This window comes from Pseudomonas sp. BIGb0176, from assembly GCF_024810175.1.
Classification (GTDB): domain Bacteria; phylum Pseudomonadota; class Gammaproteobacteria; order Pseudomonadales; family Pseudomonadaceae; genus Aquipseudomonas; species Aquipseudomonas protegens.
Map to the genome: position 1 here is coordinate 605,595 of NZ_JANUEC010000002.1, position 14,661 is coordinate 620,255.

Annotated in this window: 15 protein-coding genes; 4 read left to right on the forward strand and 11 right to left on the reverse strand. The window is 63.4% G+C overall.

What is annotated here, in order from left to right; translation table 11 throughout:
* Window positions 1-95: 95 nt before the first annotated feature.
* The 4 genes from M2395_RS13635 to cysK form a co-directional block, all read right to left on the reverse strand.
* Entirely contained in the window at window positions 96-473 is a 378-nt protein-coding gene (locus M2395_RS13635) for a hypothetical protein (RefSeq protein WP_053156843.1), read from the reverse strand.
* 348 nt (window positions 474-821) lie between these two features.
* Entirely contained in the window at window positions 822-1,685 is an 864-nt protein-coding gene (locus M2395_RS13640) for a DMT family transporter (RefSeq protein ID WP_019093320.1), read from the reverse strand.
* Window positions 1,686-2,039: 354 nt separating this feature from the next.
* Window positions 2,040-2,978 carry an aspartyl/asparaginyl beta-hydroxylase domain-containing protein gene (locus tag M2395_RS13645; RefSeq protein ID WP_053149623.1) on the reverse strand — a complete coding sequence of 313 codons (939 nt, stop codon included), beginning with the start codon at window positions 2,976-2,978 and terminating at the stop codon, window positions 2,040-2,042.
* 226 nt (window positions 2,979-3,204) lie between these two features.
* On the reverse strand, window positions 3,205-4,179 hold the full coding sequence (gene cysK / locus M2395_RS13650) for a cysteine synthase A (protein WP_011059857.1): 975 nt from the start codon (window positions 4,177-4,179) through the stop codon (window positions 3,205-3,207).
* A 248-nt stretch (window positions 4,180-4,427) separates the two neighbouring features.
* On the opposite strand from cysK, the gene M2395_RS13655 reads away from it, so the two are divergent.
* The 3 genes from M2395_RS13655 to M2395_RS13665 all read left to right on the forward strand — a co-directional run bounded on the left by M2395_RS13655 (window position 4,428) and on the right by M2395_RS13665 (window position 7,684).
* Window positions 4,428-5,504, forward strand: coding sequence for a DUF748 domain-containing protein (locus tag M2395_RS13655; RefSeq protein WP_065364374.1), 1,077 nt, complete (start codon window positions 4,428-4,430; stop codon window positions 5,502-5,504).
* A 143-nt stretch (window positions 5,505-5,647) separates the two neighbouring features.
* Window positions 5,648-6,493: a MoxR family ATPase gene (locus M2395_RS13660; RefSeq protein ID WP_011059855.1), complete on the forward strand. Its 846-nt coding sequence runs from the start codon at window positions 5,648-5,650 to the stop codon at window positions 6,491-6,493.
* Between the two features lie 12 nt (window positions 6,494-6,505).
* Window positions 6,506-7,684 (forward strand): VWA domain-containing protein, encoded by a 1,179-nt coding sequence (locus tag M2395_RS13665; RefSeq protein ID WP_011059854.1) that lies wholly within the window; start codon window positions 6,506-6,508, stop codon window positions 7,682-7,684.
* A gap of 71 nt (window positions 7,685-7,755) precedes the next feature.
* Here the strand turns inward: M2395_RS13665 and M2395_RS13670 are convergent, their stop codons facing one another.
* The 4 genes from M2395_RS13670 to M2395_RS13685 all read right to left on the reverse strand — a co-directional run bounded on the left by M2395_RS13670 (window position 7,756) and on the right by M2395_RS13685 (window position 11,479).
* Complete coding sequence (locus tag M2395_RS13670; RefSeq protein WP_123430225.1) at window positions 7,756-8,673, reverse strand: biotin-dependent carboxyltransferase family protein; 918 nt, start codon at window positions 8,671-8,673, stop codon at window positions 7,756-7,758.
* Window positions 8,670-9,374 (reverse strand): 5-oxoprolinase subunit PxpB, encoded by a 705-nt coding sequence (gene pxpB, locus M2395_RS13675; RefSeq protein ID WP_123430224.1) that lies wholly within the window; start codon window positions 9,372-9,374, stop codon window positions 8,670-8,672. The genes M2395_RS13670 and pxpB overlap by 4 nt, the downstream gene beginning before the upstream one ends.
* Complete coding sequence (locus M2395_RS13680; protein ID WP_053149614.1) at window positions 9,371-10,123, reverse strand: 5-oxoprolinase subunit PxpA; 753 nt, start codon at window positions 10,121-10,123, stop codon at window positions 9,371-9,373. Before M2395_RS13680 ends, pxpB begins: the two co-directional genes overlap by 4 nt.
* 72 nt (window positions 10,124-10,195) lie before the next feature.
* Entirely contained in the window at window positions 10,196-11,479 is a 1,284-nt protein-coding gene (locus M2395_RS13685) for an MFS transporter (RefSeq protein WP_011059850.1), read from the reverse strand.
* 137 nt (window positions 11,480-11,616) lie between these two features.
* On the opposite strand from M2395_RS13685, the gene M2395_RS13690 reads away from it, so the two are divergent.
* The gene (locus M2395_RS13690; protein ID WP_053156822.1) at window positions 11,617-12,537 is read left to right on the forward strand and encodes a LysR family transcriptional regulator; all 921 of its coding nucleotides are present in this window, start codon (window positions 11,617-11,619) and stop codon (window positions 12,535-12,537) included.
* Between the two features lie 211 nt (window positions 12,538-12,748).
* On the opposite strand, the gene M2395_RS13695 is transcribed toward M2395_RS13690, so the two are convergent.
* The 3 genes from M2395_RS13695 to M2395_RS13705 are packed head-to-tail and all read right to left on the reverse strand — an operon-like array spanning window position 12,749 to window position 14,609.
* Window positions 12,749-13,291, reverse strand: a complete 543-nt coding sequence (locus M2395_RS13695; RefSeq protein WP_011059848.1) for a DUF2937 family protein — start codon at window positions 13,289-13,291, stop codon at window positions 12,749-12,751.
* A gap of 10 nt (window positions 13,292-13,301) precedes the next feature.
* Window positions 13,302-14,078 carry a class II glutamine amidotransferase gene (locus M2395_RS13700; RefSeq protein ID WP_123430223.1) on the reverse strand — a complete coding sequence of 259 codons (777 nt, stop codon included), beginning with the start codon at window positions 14,076-14,078 and terminating at the stop codon, window positions 13,302-13,304.
* A 33-nt stretch (window positions 14,079-14,111) separates the two neighbouring features.
* Window positions 14,112-14,609 (reverse strand): MFS transporter, encoded by a 498-nt coding sequence (locus tag M2395_RS13705; RefSeq protein WP_123430222.1) that lies wholly within the window; start codon window positions 14,607-14,609, stop codon window positions 14,112-14,114.
* Window positions 14,610-14,661 lie beyond the last annotated feature (52 nt).

The following is a 14,661-nucleotide window of genomic DNA, read 5'->3' on the forward strand; positions in this document are numbered from 1 at the left end:
GGTGCGGCGGCTACGCCGCGCCATATCGCTGATCGGGCGGCAGCCAGGCCCTCAGCTTGGCGTGCTATGGCCAGAGGCTGCCGACGGCTGCGGCTTCAAGGAACACTCAGGGTGATCAGGTAGGCGCCCGAGGTCACGGCCTTGCCTGCCTGGTCGATAACGGCATAGTGCTGGTCGTAATAGCGCCCCTCGCGCCCGCTGTCGGCCAGGAGCTTGACCTTGACTACGGAGTTTCCCGGGCCGCTGGCGCTGGCCAGCGGGCCGACCCGCCGAACGTCAATGGATCCCCCACGCGAGCCCTGAGGGCACTGCCGCAAGTTCAGCCCATCGCTGGCAGCATTGGAGGTGCAGTTGGACTCTACGATCTTGCCGTAAAAACGGATGATGCCTTGCCCTGAGGGAGTGGCGGCAAGGCAACTGCCCGATAGCCCAAGGAACAGACTCAAAGCAGTGGAAGCAAGCGCTACGTTCATCCTGACTCTCCTTGTGTGTAAGGACTGTATCGTCAGTCTAGGTACGGGCTTTAGCTTTTGAGAAAAGTCTGATGGACTGTTTGGAAGCATTAGAAAAGAAGTCCAATCAACTGGTTATCAAAATCACCTGCAAGCGTTGCTCAGGCGACTCTTCGAGCTGCCTCACGCGGCGCTGAAGCCCTATCCCAATGCAGTTGGCGAGTACCTTTTCGACAATGATGCCATATGGCCACCATTCGACATAAAAGTCGACCCTTCATGCCATAAATAGGGAAAACAACCGACCGGGCATTGCACCCGGCCGGTGTCGTCAGCGACGGCGCGCAGAGCTCACGCCGCCCAGGGCGGTCAAGGCTGCTTGCGGAACACGAACACCAGCCCGACGATGATCAGGCCCATGCCCACCAGGCTCAGCAGCCCCAGGCGGTTGCCGAAGAACAGGTAGTCCATCAGCGCGGTCACCGCGGGCACCAGGTAGAACAGGCTGGTGACATTCACCAGGTTGCCCTGGGCAATCAGCCGATACAGCAACAGCGTGGCCAGCACCGACACCACCAGCCCCATCCACAGCAGTGGAATCACGAAACCTGCACTGTGCTCGAAGTGAAACGGCTGGAACGGCACGAACAGCGCGCACAGCAGCAGCCCTGCCAGGTACTGCACCGGCAGCGTGCCCAGGGGATTGTCGGTGATGCGTTTCTGCATGATCGAACCGGCGGTCATGCTGACCAGGGCCAGCAGCCCGCACAGCATGCCGGTGATGGACATCCCCGCCAGGCCGATGCTCTGGTAGACCACCATCACCAGCCCGGCCAGCCCCAGGCTCAGGCCAAACAGCCGGCTCCAGGAGCGCTGGCGCTCCATCAGCACCACCGTGAGGATCGGCTGCACCCCCATGATGGTGGCCATGACCCCGGGGGTCACCTTCAGGTCCAGGGCCAGGATGTAGAAGATCTGGTAGGCCCCCAGCAGCACCAGGCCGGTGGCCACGGCAAAGCCCATGGCCCGGCGCCCCCGGGGCAACCTGAGCTTGAGCAGGGGCGCCAGCAGCATCAGACCGATCAGGGCAATGACGAAGCGCAGCAGCAGGAAGGCAAAGGGTGAAGCGTGGGCCAGGCCCCATTTGGAGAAGATGGCGCCACTGCTCCAGAGCAGGACGAACAGGCTCGTGGAAGCGGCCGCGAGCGCGGACTTTTTTGAAATGAGCAACATGAAAACCACCTGTAATCAGGCAAGAAGCCAATTCAGCCGAGGCTGAAGTTCAGTAGTGTTTTTTTCAGGCGGGCGCAGGGAACAGCAGCGGTTGCTGATCAGCCCGAGAAGCCAACGCCCGGCGGTGATACGACTGCGTACACCGGCGTGCTACTGACAGGTGGGGGGTACTGACCGATCTGCACAGGCTGCTGATTCCCGCACGGCACGACGCCAGCGTTGACCGCTGAAACCACTACCGCGTTGAGGAGGGAAAAGGCCATGTACTGATGGTTCTCGAGAGAGGAAAAACCTGAGCCGCTGTGGACTCATCGGACGCCGAATATAACCAGCGCCCGATATTCATTGCAAGATTTATCCGAACAGCCACTTCCACAGGACTACCAGCACCACCACGGCCAGCACCGGGCGCAGGATGCGGTACAGCTGGGGATGGCGGCGCTTCCACTGCTTGACCACGCCACTGAAGCTGTCGCTGAAGCGCTTGCTCCAGGCGTAGGCCTGGTTGATCCCGCCGACACGCTCGTCATCCAGGTTCTGCGGCGCGGTGGCGCGGCCCAGTTGGGCGCTGACCCAACGGTTGATGCGGGTCATCAGGCGGCTGCTCAGCGGACGCTCGATGTCGCAGAACAGGATCACCCGGGTGATCTCGGTTTCGTTCTTCACCCAATGCACGTAGGTCTCGTCGAACATCACGTCTTCACCGTCGCGCCAGGCGTACTCCTGGCCATCGACGAAGATCCGGCAGGCGTCGGAGTTGGGGGTCGACAGGCCCAGGTGATAACGCAGGGAACCGGCGAAGGGATCGCGGTGCGGGTTGAGGTGGCTGCCGCCGGGCAACAGCGCGAACATCGCGCCCTTGACGTTGGGAATCGCGCTCACCAGCTCGACGGTCTTCGGGCACAGGGCCTCGGCCGAGGGCAGCGGCTTGTCGTACCACTTGAGGTAGAAGCGCTTCCAGCCCTTCTTGAAGAAGGAACCGAAACCGGCATCGTTGTTCTTCTCGGCGGCGCGGATGTAACCCTCGTCGAACAGGTGCATGGCCTCTTCGCGGATCACTTCCCAGTTGTCCCGCAGGATGTCCAGCTCGGGAAACTTGCTGCGGTCCAGGTACGGCTTGGAAGGCACCCCGGAGAACAGGTACATCAGGGCGTTATAGGGGGCGAACAGCGCCGAATGGTTGACGAACTGGCGCAGTACCGGCAGACGCGCCTTGCCGCGCAGGTGCACGTAGAGAATGCTGCCGACGAACAGCGACAACACCGCGACCTTGGCGGTAAAGGAAAAGCTCATGCAACGACTCCTTGGAAATAGGCACCTGTAGGGGGAGCGTTCACCCGACCTGGCAGCCGGCAATGATAAACACTCCTGGGTCCTGGAAAAACCCGCACAACCCAACATTCAGCGTTAACGGTTATGCAACAAAGGCGTTAAGTAGCATAAGCAGCCAGGCCCTGGCCTGATATGGGTCAGCATTCGCCGGCAAGCCGGCTCATGCGGGCGAATGCCTGATCCGTGCTTACTGCTGGTTTTCCTGCTCGGTGAACAGGTCGCTGAAGAGCATGCTCGACAGGTAGCGCTCACCGGAGTCCGGCAGGATCACCACGATGGTCTTGCCCTGCATTTCCGGGGTTTCCGCCAGGCGTACCGCCACCGCCATCGCCGCGCCGCAGGAGATGCCGCAGAGGATGCCCTCTTCCTGCATCAGCCGCAGGGCCATGGCCTTGGACTCTTCATCGGTCACCAGCTCCACCCGGTCGACCATCGCCAGGTCCAGGTTCCTGGGCACGAAACCGGCACCGATGCCCTGGATCTTGTGGGGGCTGGGCTTGATCTCTTCACCGGCGAGTTTCTGGGTGATCACCGGAGAAGTCGCCGGCTCCACCGCCACCGAGAGAATCGGCTTGCCCTGGGTCTTCTTGATGTAGCGCGACACACCGCTGATGGTGCCCCCTGTGCCAACCCCGGCCACCAGCACGTCCACCGCGCCGTCGGTATCGTTCCAGATTTCCGGACCGGTGGTCTTTTCGTGGATCGCCGGGTTGGCCGGGTTATCGAACTGCTGCGGCATGAAGTACCTGGCCGGGTCGCTGGCAACGATTTCCGCCGCCTTTTCGATCGCCCCCTTCATGCCCTTGGCCGGCTCGGTGAGCACCAGCTCGGCGCCCAGGGCCTTGAGCACCTTGCGCCGCTCGATGCTCATCGACGCCGGCATGGTCAGCATCAGCTTGTAGCCACGGGCGGCGGCGACGAAGGCCAGGCCGATCCCGGTGTTGCCCGACGTGGGCTCGACGATGGTCATGCCCGGCTTGAGCTTGCCGCTGCTTTCGGCGTCCCAGATCATGTTCGCGCCGATCCGGCACTTCACCGAATAGCCCGGGTTGCGCCCTTCGATCTTGGCCAGGATGGTCACCCCGCGCGGGGCGATGCGGTTGATCTGCACCAAGGGCGTATTGCCGATGGAATGGGCGTTATCAGCAAAAATTCGGCTCATGGCTGGGTCCTTATGCAGCAGTGAAGAAGTCCCCAAGGGTATGCCTGGCGCCCTTGAGCGTCCAGTCGCGCAACACCCGGGCCAGCCGGGTCGGTCGCGCCTATACAAGAGACACATCAGCGACGCCGAGTTCATGGCCCGGCTCCTGCGTTCCCCGAACCTGCGCCCCAGGCCACCCCGGGAACATTGACTCGAACGTCTGCCAACGGACGCAGTCAATGCCTGTATACGGCTGGAGGCTGCTGATCATGAAAGCTCGTTACCGTTGGCCCCTGTGGGTCCTGGCAAGCCTGGTGGTGCTGCTGGTGGCCCTGCATATCGCCCTGCCCTACCTGGTGCGCGACTACTTGAACGACAAGCTGGCGGACATGGGCGACTACCGCGGACGCATCAGCGACATCGACCTGGCCCTGTGGCGCGGCGCCTACCGCATCAATGGCCTGGAGATCGTCAAGGTCAGCGGCAAGGTGCCGGTGCCCTTCGTCAAGGCGCCGCTGATCGACCTCTCGGTGAGCTGGCATTCGCTGTGGTACGACCACGCGGTAGTGGCCAAGGTGCAGTTCATCCAGCCGGAGCTGAACTTCGTCGACGGCGGGGCCGACAAGCAGGCATCGCAGACCGGTGAGGGCACCGACTGGCGAGCCCAACTGGGCAAGCTGCTGCCCATCACCCTCGACGAACTGCGGATCGATGACGGCAAGATCCACTTTCGCAACTTCAGCTCCAAGCCGCCGGTGAACATCGGCGCGACCCAGGTCAACGCCAGCTTCTACAACCTGACCAACGTGGTGGACACCCAGGGCAAGCGCGATGCGCGCTTCGACGGCAAGGCCCTGCTCCAGGGCCAGGCGCCCATGGAAAGCACCGCCACCTTCGACCCCTTGAGCAACTTCGAGAACTTCGAGTTCCGCCTGCGGGCCCGGGATATCGAGCTCAAGCGCTTCAACGACTTCGCCTCGGCCTACGGCAAGTTCGACTTCAATGCCGGGCACGGTGACGTGGTGATCGAAGCCCAGGCCGAGAAGGGCCAGTTGCACGGCTATATCAAGCCGCTGTTGCGGGACGTGGAAGTCTTCAACTGGCAGCAGGACGTGGAGAACCGCAACAAGAGCATTTTCCGCTCGGTGTGGGAGGCCCTGGTGGGCGCCGGGGAAAACCTCCTGAAGAACCAGCGCAAGAACCAGTTTGCCACCCGGGTCGAACTCAGCGGCAGTGTGCACCAGCAAGATATCAGCGCGTTCCAGGCGTTTTTGCAGATTTTGCGCAATGGGTTCATCCAGGCCTTCAATGCCCGTTACGAACAACCCAAGCCCTCGCCTGACTGAGTCACCCCGTGACGCTCCATTCAGAGACTGAATGGGGCGTCCACGTTCACAGTCGACCGGGCAGCGCGTTATAGTCGCGCCATCACTCCCCATTCAATCGACCTGCCCCGGGCAGCTCGCCGTCACCGTTCGAGGAATTGCAGATGAAGTTCGAAGGCACCAGCGCATATGTCGCCACCGATGACCTGAAGCTGGCAGTCAATGCCGCCATCACCCTGGAGCGTCCGCTGCTGGTCAAGGGCGAACCCGGCACCGGCAAGACCATGCTTGCCGAGCAACTGGCCGAATCCTTCGGCGCCAAGCTGATCACCTGGCACATCAAGTCCACCACCAAGGCCCACCAGGGCCTGTACGAGTACGACGCGGTCAGCCGCCTGCGCGATTCGCAACTGGGCGTGGACAAGGTGCACGACATTCGCAACTACCTGAAGAAGGGCAAGCTGTGGGAGGCCTTCGAATCCGAGGAGCGGGTGATCCTGCTGATCGACGAGATCGACAAGGCCGACATCGAGTTCCCCAACGACCTGCTGCAGGAACTCGACAAGATGGAGTTCTACGTCTACGAGATCGACGAGACCATCAAGGCCAAGCAGCGGCCGATCATCATCATTACCTCCAACAACGAGAAAGAGCTGCCGGACGCCTTCCTGCGTCGCTGCTTCTTCCACTACATCGCCTTCCCCGACCGCACCACCCTGCAGAAGATCGTCGATGTGCACTACCCGGACATCAAGAAGGACCTGGTCAGCGAAGCCCTGGACGTGTTCTTCGATGTGCGCAAAGTGCCGGGCCTGAAGAAGAAGCCCTCGACCTCGGAACTGGTGGACTGGCTCAAGCTGCTGATGGCCGACAACATCGGCGAAGCGGTGCTGCGCGAGCGCGATCCGACCAAGGCCATCCCGCCCCTGGCCGGCGCCCTGGTGAAGAACGAGCAGGATGTGCAATTGCTCGAACGCCTGGCGTTCATGAGCCGTCGCGGTAGTCGTTAAGAGGCTGATGCCATGCTGCTCAACCTGTTCAATGAAATGCGCGCGGCCAAGGTGCCGGTGTCGGTGCGCGAGCTGCTGGACCTGATCAACGCGCTCAAGCAGCGCGTGACCTTCGCCGACATGGACGAGTTCTACTACCTCGCCCGGGCGATCCTGGTGAAGGACGAACGGCATTTCGACAAGTTCGACCGGGCCTTCGGCGCCTACTTCAACGGCCTGGAAAAACTCGACGACCACCTGCAGGCGCTGATCCCCGAGGATTGGCTGCGCAAGGAGTTCGAGCGCTCGCTGACGGATGAAGAGCGGGCGCAGATCCAGTCCCTGGGCGGCCTGGACAAACTCATCGAAGAGTTCAAGAAACGCCTGGAAGAACAGAAGGAACGCCATGCCGGCGGCAACAAGTGGATCGGCACCGGCGGCACCAGCCCGTTCGGCTCCGGTGGCTTCAACCCGGAAGGCATCCGCGTCGGCGATGCTGGCAAGCGCCAGGGCAAGGCGGTGAAAGTCTGGGACCAGCGCGAGTACAAGAACCTCGACGACTCGGTGGAACTGGGCACCCGCAACATCAAGGTGGCCCTGCGCCGGCTGCGCAAGTTCGCGCGCCAGGGTGCGGCGGAGGAGCTGGACATTGACGGCACCATCGACCACACCGCCCGGGATGCCGGGCTGCTGAACATCCAGATGCGCCCGGAACGGCGCAACAGCATCAAGTTGCTGTTGCTGTTCGACATCGGCGGTTCCATGGATGCCCACGTGAAGATCTGCGAGGAACTGTTCTCGGCCTGCAAGACCGAGTTCAAGCACCTGGAGTACTACTACTTCCACAACTTCATCTATGAGTCGGTGTGGAAGAACAACATGCGCCGCGGCTCCGAGCGCACCTCGACCCAGGACCTGCTGCACAAGTACGGCGCCGACTACAAAGTGATCTTCGTCGGGGATGCCGCCATGGCGCCCTATGAAATCACCCAGGCCGGCGGCAGCGTGGAGCACTGGAACGAAGAAGCCGGCTACGTGTGGATGCAGCGCTTCATGGAGAAGTACAAGAAGCTCATCTGGATCAATCCCTATCCCAAGGACACCTGGGGCTACACCGCTTCAACCAATATCGTTCGCGAGTTGATCGAAGACCAGATGTACCCGCTAACCCTGCGTGGCCTGGAAGAAGGCATGCGCTTCCTGTCCAAATAAACCCGTTCGCCGGCAAGCCGGCTCCTACAGGGCGATGTAGGAGCCGGCTTGCCGGCGAAGCTTTCAGCCCCTCACTGGAACCGGCGCAGGAACGCCACCTGCTGCCGATGCGCCGTTTCCTGTACCACCGGCGCCAGGCGCACTTCGCTGCCCGGCAGGCACTGCGCCAACCGCGCCAGGGACAGTGGGGTCAACGCCCCCAGCCGTGGATAGCCGCCAATGGTCTGCCGGTCATTGAGCAGGATGATCGGCTGGCCGTCCGGCGGCACCTGGATCGCCCCCAGGGGAATGCCCTCGGAAATCATCGGCCGGCCCTGGTACTGCAAGACCGGCCCGAGCAAGCGCGCGCCCATGCGGTCGGCCCGGCTGTCCAGGCTCCAACTGCTATTGAAGGCATCGTACAGGCTCAAACCGCTGAACTGGCCGATCTGCGCCCCCAGGATCACCTCCAGCGGTGCAGCGGATTGCCAATCCGGCAGTTGCTCCGCCGACAGGCTCTTGAGCGCACCGCCAGCTCCCGAATAACTCAACACCCCACCCTCGCTCAGGGCGCGGCCATAACCATCGGGGCCACCCAGGGCTTCACGCAACACACTGGCGCAACTGCCCAACACCTTGGGCGCGTCGAAACCGCCAGGGGCGGCCAGATAGGCCCGGGCCCCAGAAAATGGCTGGGTGAATTGCAGCCGCTGGCCCTTTTGCAGGATGAAACTGCGCCCCGGGGTCAAAGGCCGCTCATCCACATAGGCCCCAAGATCAGCCCCGGCCAAAGCCAGCAGGCAATAGTCCTCGGCCTGCAGGGTGAAACCGCCCAGGGTGATTTCCACCACCGGCGCATCCAGGGCATTGCCCAGCAGCCAGTTGGCCCAGGACATCGACACCCAGTCCAGCGCCCCGCCCTGGGTCACGCCCAGGTGGCGCACGCCAAAGCGCCCGGCATCCTGCAGCAGGCACAGCGGGGTGCTGGCCTCGATCGTCAGTCGGCTCATGCAGGCACCTCCAGTGGCGTGTCATCGCCCCCCAGGCGCAGGAACTCGGCCCGCTCCACTGGGGCAAAGCGCACCCGGTCCCCCGGTTGCATCAGGCTGTAGCCGTCGCGCTCGCGGTCGAACAACCGGCTCGGGGTGCGGCCGATCAGGTTCCAGCCCCCCGGCGATACCACGGGGTAAGCCGCGGTCTGCCGTTCGGCGATCCCCACACTGCCCGCCGCCACCCGCTTGCGCGGGGTGTTCAGCCGCGGCGCCGCGAGTGCCTCCTCCACCAGCCCCATGAAGGCAAACCCGGGAGCGAAGCCCAGGGCAAACACTTGATATTCACGCTGGCTGTGACGCTCGATCACCTCGGCCACCGACAGCCCGCTGCGCCGGGACAACAGCACCAGTTCCGGCCCGACACTGAGGTCGTACCACACCGGCAGCACGTGCTCGCGCCCGGCCTGGGTGGTGCCGGGCGCCAGGTCGGCCAAGGCGACCTCGATCCGCTGCCGGGCCTCGGACGGGCTCAGGGCCAGCAAATCGTAATGCACCATCAGCGTGGTATAGGACGGCACCAGGTCGACCAGAGACTCGCCGAAGGCCCGCCGCAGTCCTTCGGCGGCGGCCAGCATCCAGGGCATGTTGTCCTCGGCGATCACCTCGAACAGCCGCACCATCAGGCAGTCGATGGCGACTACTTCAACCTGTGGCTTCATAGGCCGGACTGCTGGTTCAGGGCCTCGCGAATGCGCTGCACCGCCGCCACCGAACTGGCGTTGTCGCCATGCACGCACAGTGTGTTGGCGTGCAGCAACAAGGCGCTGCCGTCGCTGGCGGCCAGGGGCTCGCCGCGGGCGATGGTCAGGGCCTGCTGGAGGATGGTTTGCGCGTCATGGTGCACCGCCCCCGGCAACTGCCGCGACACCAGATGCCCGGCGTTGTCGTAGGCGCGGTCGGCAAAGGCTTCGAACCACAGGGTCACGCCGTACTCATCGCCCAGGGCCTGGGCCGCGCTGTTGTCGCGGGTGGCCATGAGCATCAGCGGCAGTTGCGGGTCGTAGGCTGCCACGGCCTGGATCACCGCCCGCAGTTGCGCAGGCTTGGCCATCATGTCGTTGTACATCGCGCCGTGGGGTTTGACGTACTCGACCCGGCCGCCCTGGGCTTGGCAGATGCCGTCCAGCGCACCGATCTGATAGTGCAGCAGGTCCTGGATTTCCTCGGGCGAGTAGCTCATGGAGCGGCGGCCAAAGCCTGCCAGGTCCTGGTACGCCGGATGGGCACCGATGCGCACGCCATTGGCCAGGGCCAGGGCCACGGTCTTGCGCATGATGCCCGGGTCACCGGCGTGGAAACCGCAGGCGATGTTGGCGCAGTCGATAAAGGGCATGACTTCGGCATCCAGGCCCAGGGTCCAGTTGCCAAAGCTTTCGCCGATGTCGCAATTCAATAACAGGCGGCTCATGGTCAGTGTTCCTGTGTTTTTTATAAGGGGTCAGCTGCGGGGCAGCGCTGGCAATGCCCGGCAGATTATCAGTTAGCGTGCCTCAAGTTCCTTGCCGCGGGTTTCCGGCAGGCTCAGCGCTGCCAGCACCACCACGCCGTAGGACACCGCGGCAAAGGTGCCGATGGCCGCGCCCAGCGGCACATGCTGGCTGAGCAGGCCGATCAGCAGGGGGAACAGCGCCGCCAGCGCCCGGCCGCTGTTGTAGCAGAAACCCTGGCCGGAACCGCGGATGCGGGTGGGGAACAGTTCGGTGAGGAACGCTCCCATGCCGCTGAAGATGCCCGAGGCGAAAAAGCCCAGGGGAAAGCCCAGCCAGAGCATCACCGCGTTGCTCACCGGCATTTGCGTATAGAGCAGGACGATGGTGAAAGAGCCGGCGGCGAACAGTACGAAATTCTTCTTGCGCCCGAGAATATCGGTCAGGTAGGCGCTGATCACATAGCCCATGTAGGAGCCGAAGATCACCATGGCCAGGTAGCCGCCGGTGCTCAGCACGCTCAGGCCACGCTCGGTCTTGAGGAAGGTCGGCAGCCAGAAAGTGATGGCGTAGTAGCCGCCCTGGGCCCCCGCCGCCAACAGCGATGCGCGCAGGGTGGTGCTGAGGATCCCCGGGGCGAAGATCTCGTAGAACCGGGCCGGGTTGCTGGGCTCTTCCCGGGCCCGGGTTTGGCGATAGACCTCAGGGTCCTTGACCAGGCGGCGGACGAAAATCACGAAGATCGCCGGCAGGATGCCCAGCAGGAACAGCCCGCGCCAGGCGTCTTCCGGCGGCAGCAGGGAGAACAGCAGCGCATATAGCAACGCCGTTATGCCCCAGCCCAGGGCCCAGCCGGACTGCACCATGCCCACCGCCTTGCCACGGTTCTTGGCACGGATCACCTCGCCGATCAGTACCGCCCCGGCGGTCCACTCGCCACCGAAGCCGAAGCCCATCAGGGTCCGGGCGATCAGCAACTGCTCGTAGTTCTGCGCCAGGCCACACAGAAAGGTAAAGAATGCGAACCACAGGACCGTGAGTTGCAACGTGCGTACCCGGCCAATGCGGTCGGAGAGGATCCCGGCGATCCAGCCCCCCAGGGCGGAGGCCAGCAAGGTACTGGTATGGATCAGCCCGGCTTCGGCGGAGGTGATGCCCCACAGTGCGATCAGGGTCGGGATCACGAAACTGAGCATCTGCGTGTCCATGCCATCCAGGCCATAACCGAGCTTGCAGCTCCAGAATGTCCGGCGCTCCTGCTGGTTGATGTCCCGGTACCAGTCAAACGGGCCGGCGCGGCGCGGGGCCTTGGCGGCCAGTGTTTCGGGCGCACTCATGGCGATCTCCAGGGTAATTTATTGGTGTTGTTCTGGGCCCCGACGACGCATATCGTGGGTTGGCGCATTCTTCGGCTCGAGCGCCAACTGCGTCCAACTAATAAAAACTGCCCTTATGCATAAGAAAAGTTGATCCCATGAACCTCAAGTTCCTCGAAACCTTCGTCTGGGTCGCGCGGCTGAAGAGCTTCAGCCACACCGCGGAAAAACTCTTTACCACCCAGGCGGCGATCTCCAGCCGCATCGCGGTGCTGGAGGGCGAGCTGGGCGTGAAGCTGTTCCTGCGGGACTCCCGGGGCGTCAGCCTGACCCCGGAAGGCGTCAAGGTGCTGGAGCACGCCGAGCAGATGCTCGACACCCTGCAGGTGCTGAAACAGTCCATCCAAGCGCCGTCGAGCAAGGTCGGGCGGGTTCGCATCGGGGTCATGGATACGGTGATCCACACCTGGCTCAGCCCCCTGGTGGCGGAGATGATGGACCACTACCCGCAGGTGGAAATCGAGCTGGTGGCCGACACGTCGCTGAACCTGTGCGAACAGTTGCAAAAGGGCTTTCTCGACCTGGTGCTGCAAACCGACCTGCTGCGCCAGGAAAGCATCCGCAGCCTGGAACTGGCCAGCTATCCCATGGGCTGGATCGCCGCCAGCAACTCGATCTACAACCGCGACTACGCCAACGTCGCCGAGCTGGCCCGGGAACGGATCGTCACCTACTCGAAGAACTCCCTGCCCCACCAGCAGGTGCTGAGCCTGATGCAGGCCAACGGCGTGCTGGCGCCGCGGCTCAACTGCGTCAACTCGGTGTCGGCCATCACCCGCCTGCTGCGGGACGGCTTCGGCATCGGCGCCCTGCCGCCGGTGCTGGTGCGCGAGGAACTGGCCCGGGGCGAACTGACCCTGCTGGCCATCGAACAGCGCCCGCCGAACCTGCAAGTGGTGGTGTCGTGGCGAGTGGGAGTGGAATTGGTGGAGGACATAGTCGAGCTGTGCCAGCGCGTGGTGCAGCGCTATGGGCAGAAGGTCGGCGCGGATTACCTGGTGCTCAGCGAACCCCAGTGAACATCGCCATCGCCCCCCTCGTAGGAGCTGGCTTGCCAGCGAACCGCGCGCAGCGGTGTGTCAGGCGCGCCGCTTTCGCCGGCAAGCCGGCTCCTACACAGAAAACAAAATCGATACGGCTCCCGTAGGAGCTGGCTTGCCAGCGAAGGCGATCTTCAGTCAGGCGCAAGCCACGCGGCCCCCTTCGCCGGCAGCCGGCTCCTACAAGGGGTCAGAGGCCTTTGAGGTCGCGCTCTTCAATCGGGCGGCTCTGGCGCAGGCGCTTGCCGCCCAGCACTACCCAGTCGATCAGCCGGTACAGGCATTCCAGGCCGAAGGACAGCAGCAAGGCGCCACTGATACCCCAGATCATGGCTTCCGGGGTCAGCAGGATCTGGTAGCTGTAGCCGTCCCAGGTTTCCTTGCGGATTTCCGGGTCGGGGGCCAGGGCCACTTGCAGCAGGCGGATGTACCAGGGCCCCTGCATCGCCTGGTATTGCTTGTCCAGGGCCAGCTGGCGGCTGAGCAAGCCGCTCAGGCTCTCGGCATCGCTGCGAAACACCGGATCGTCGCTGGCCCGGTAATGGGCCACCAGGGCGTTCATGTCGCCCTTGAAGAACTGCTGCGCGGTGCCCTGGAAGCCCTGCAGGCTGTGCTGCGACTCGATCAGATGCGCCTCGACGCGCTTGGCGTAATCACTGATGAAACCCGGCACTTGCACACCGATCAACAGGCCGGCGGCGAACAGCACCAGCCGCAGATAACTGAGCAACATAGGGATGTCCTTATTCGGTCTGGCCATGGCTGACGCATTCACCGCGCCGCCACAGGCTCCACTGGCCCGGCTGGTAGCGGGTCCAGGTTTCGTTTTCGGTCAAGGGTTCAGTGGCGATCACCGTGACCACGTCGTTGGGCGTGGTTTCGGCCTGGAAGTCGACGATCACATCCACATCCTTCAGCCGCGCCGGGCCGAATGGGGAGCGCCGGGTGATCTGCGCCAGTTTGGTCGAGCAATAGCAGAACAGCCAGTCACCGTCGCTGAGCAGGCCATTGAACACGCCCTTGCTGCGGTATTCGCTGCAGGCCTGGATCAGGGTCGGCAGCAGTTCCTCGATTTCCACCGGCTCGGGAAAGGCGGCCCGCACCCGGTTCAGCAGGTCACAGAAAGCCGCTTCGCTGTCGGTATCGCCCACCGGGCGGTAGAAGCTGGCCTGGGGCTGGAAATCCGCCAACTGGCCATTGTGCGCAAAGCACCAGTTGCGGCCCCACAGCTCGCGGACAAAAGGATGAGTATTGGCCAGGCAGACCTTGCCGACGTTGGCCTGGCGGATATGGCCGATCACCACTTCGCTCTTGATCGGGTAACGCTGAACCAGGTTGGCCACTTCCGACTCGCTGCTGGCCGCCGGGTCCTGGAACAGGCGCAGGCCGCGGCCTTCATAGAAAGCGATGCCCCAGCCGTCGCGATGGGGGCCGGTGCGGCCGCCGCGCTGCATCAGCCCGGTAAAGCTGAAGACGATATCGGTCGGTACATTGGCGCTCATGCCCAACAACTCACACATGCTCGGACTCTCGCTTCAATGCCGGGGGCAGCGTTACAAACGCGGTTCGACCCGCGTATTCAGGGGGGTGCCGGCTGCAGGCTGGCGGCCGTAACGGTCATTGCCGGCGCCACCGAAGGGCTGGTCATCCTCCACTTCGGCAGCCTTGGCGGCAGCTTTCGCCGCTTCGTTGCGTTCCCGGCGCTCCCTGGCCGCGCGCTCGACGGGCCAGCGGATCAGCACGAACAGCAGGTAGACGCCAAAGGCGATCATGCCGTACATGAACAGGTCGGATACCGCACGCCAGGCGTTGTTGCCGACCTTGAAGGCTATATCCAATGCGGTGATGGCCACGGCCGGGGCAAATTTTTCCTTGACCGGGTCGATGATGGTCGGGCTGAACAGCAGCACCGCCACCAGCACTCGCAGCGGTTCGCGCAGCCAGCGCCACATCCAGCGGGTCAGGCGCATCCACACCAGCAGGCAGCCCAAGGCGGCGAAGGCATAGAGCCCCCAGGCGATCAGATAGTCGTTCTCGGTCATGGTGTCCATGGCAAGGCAGGCAAAGAGGCGCTTATGATAACGACTTTTGCCGTGTCAGGCT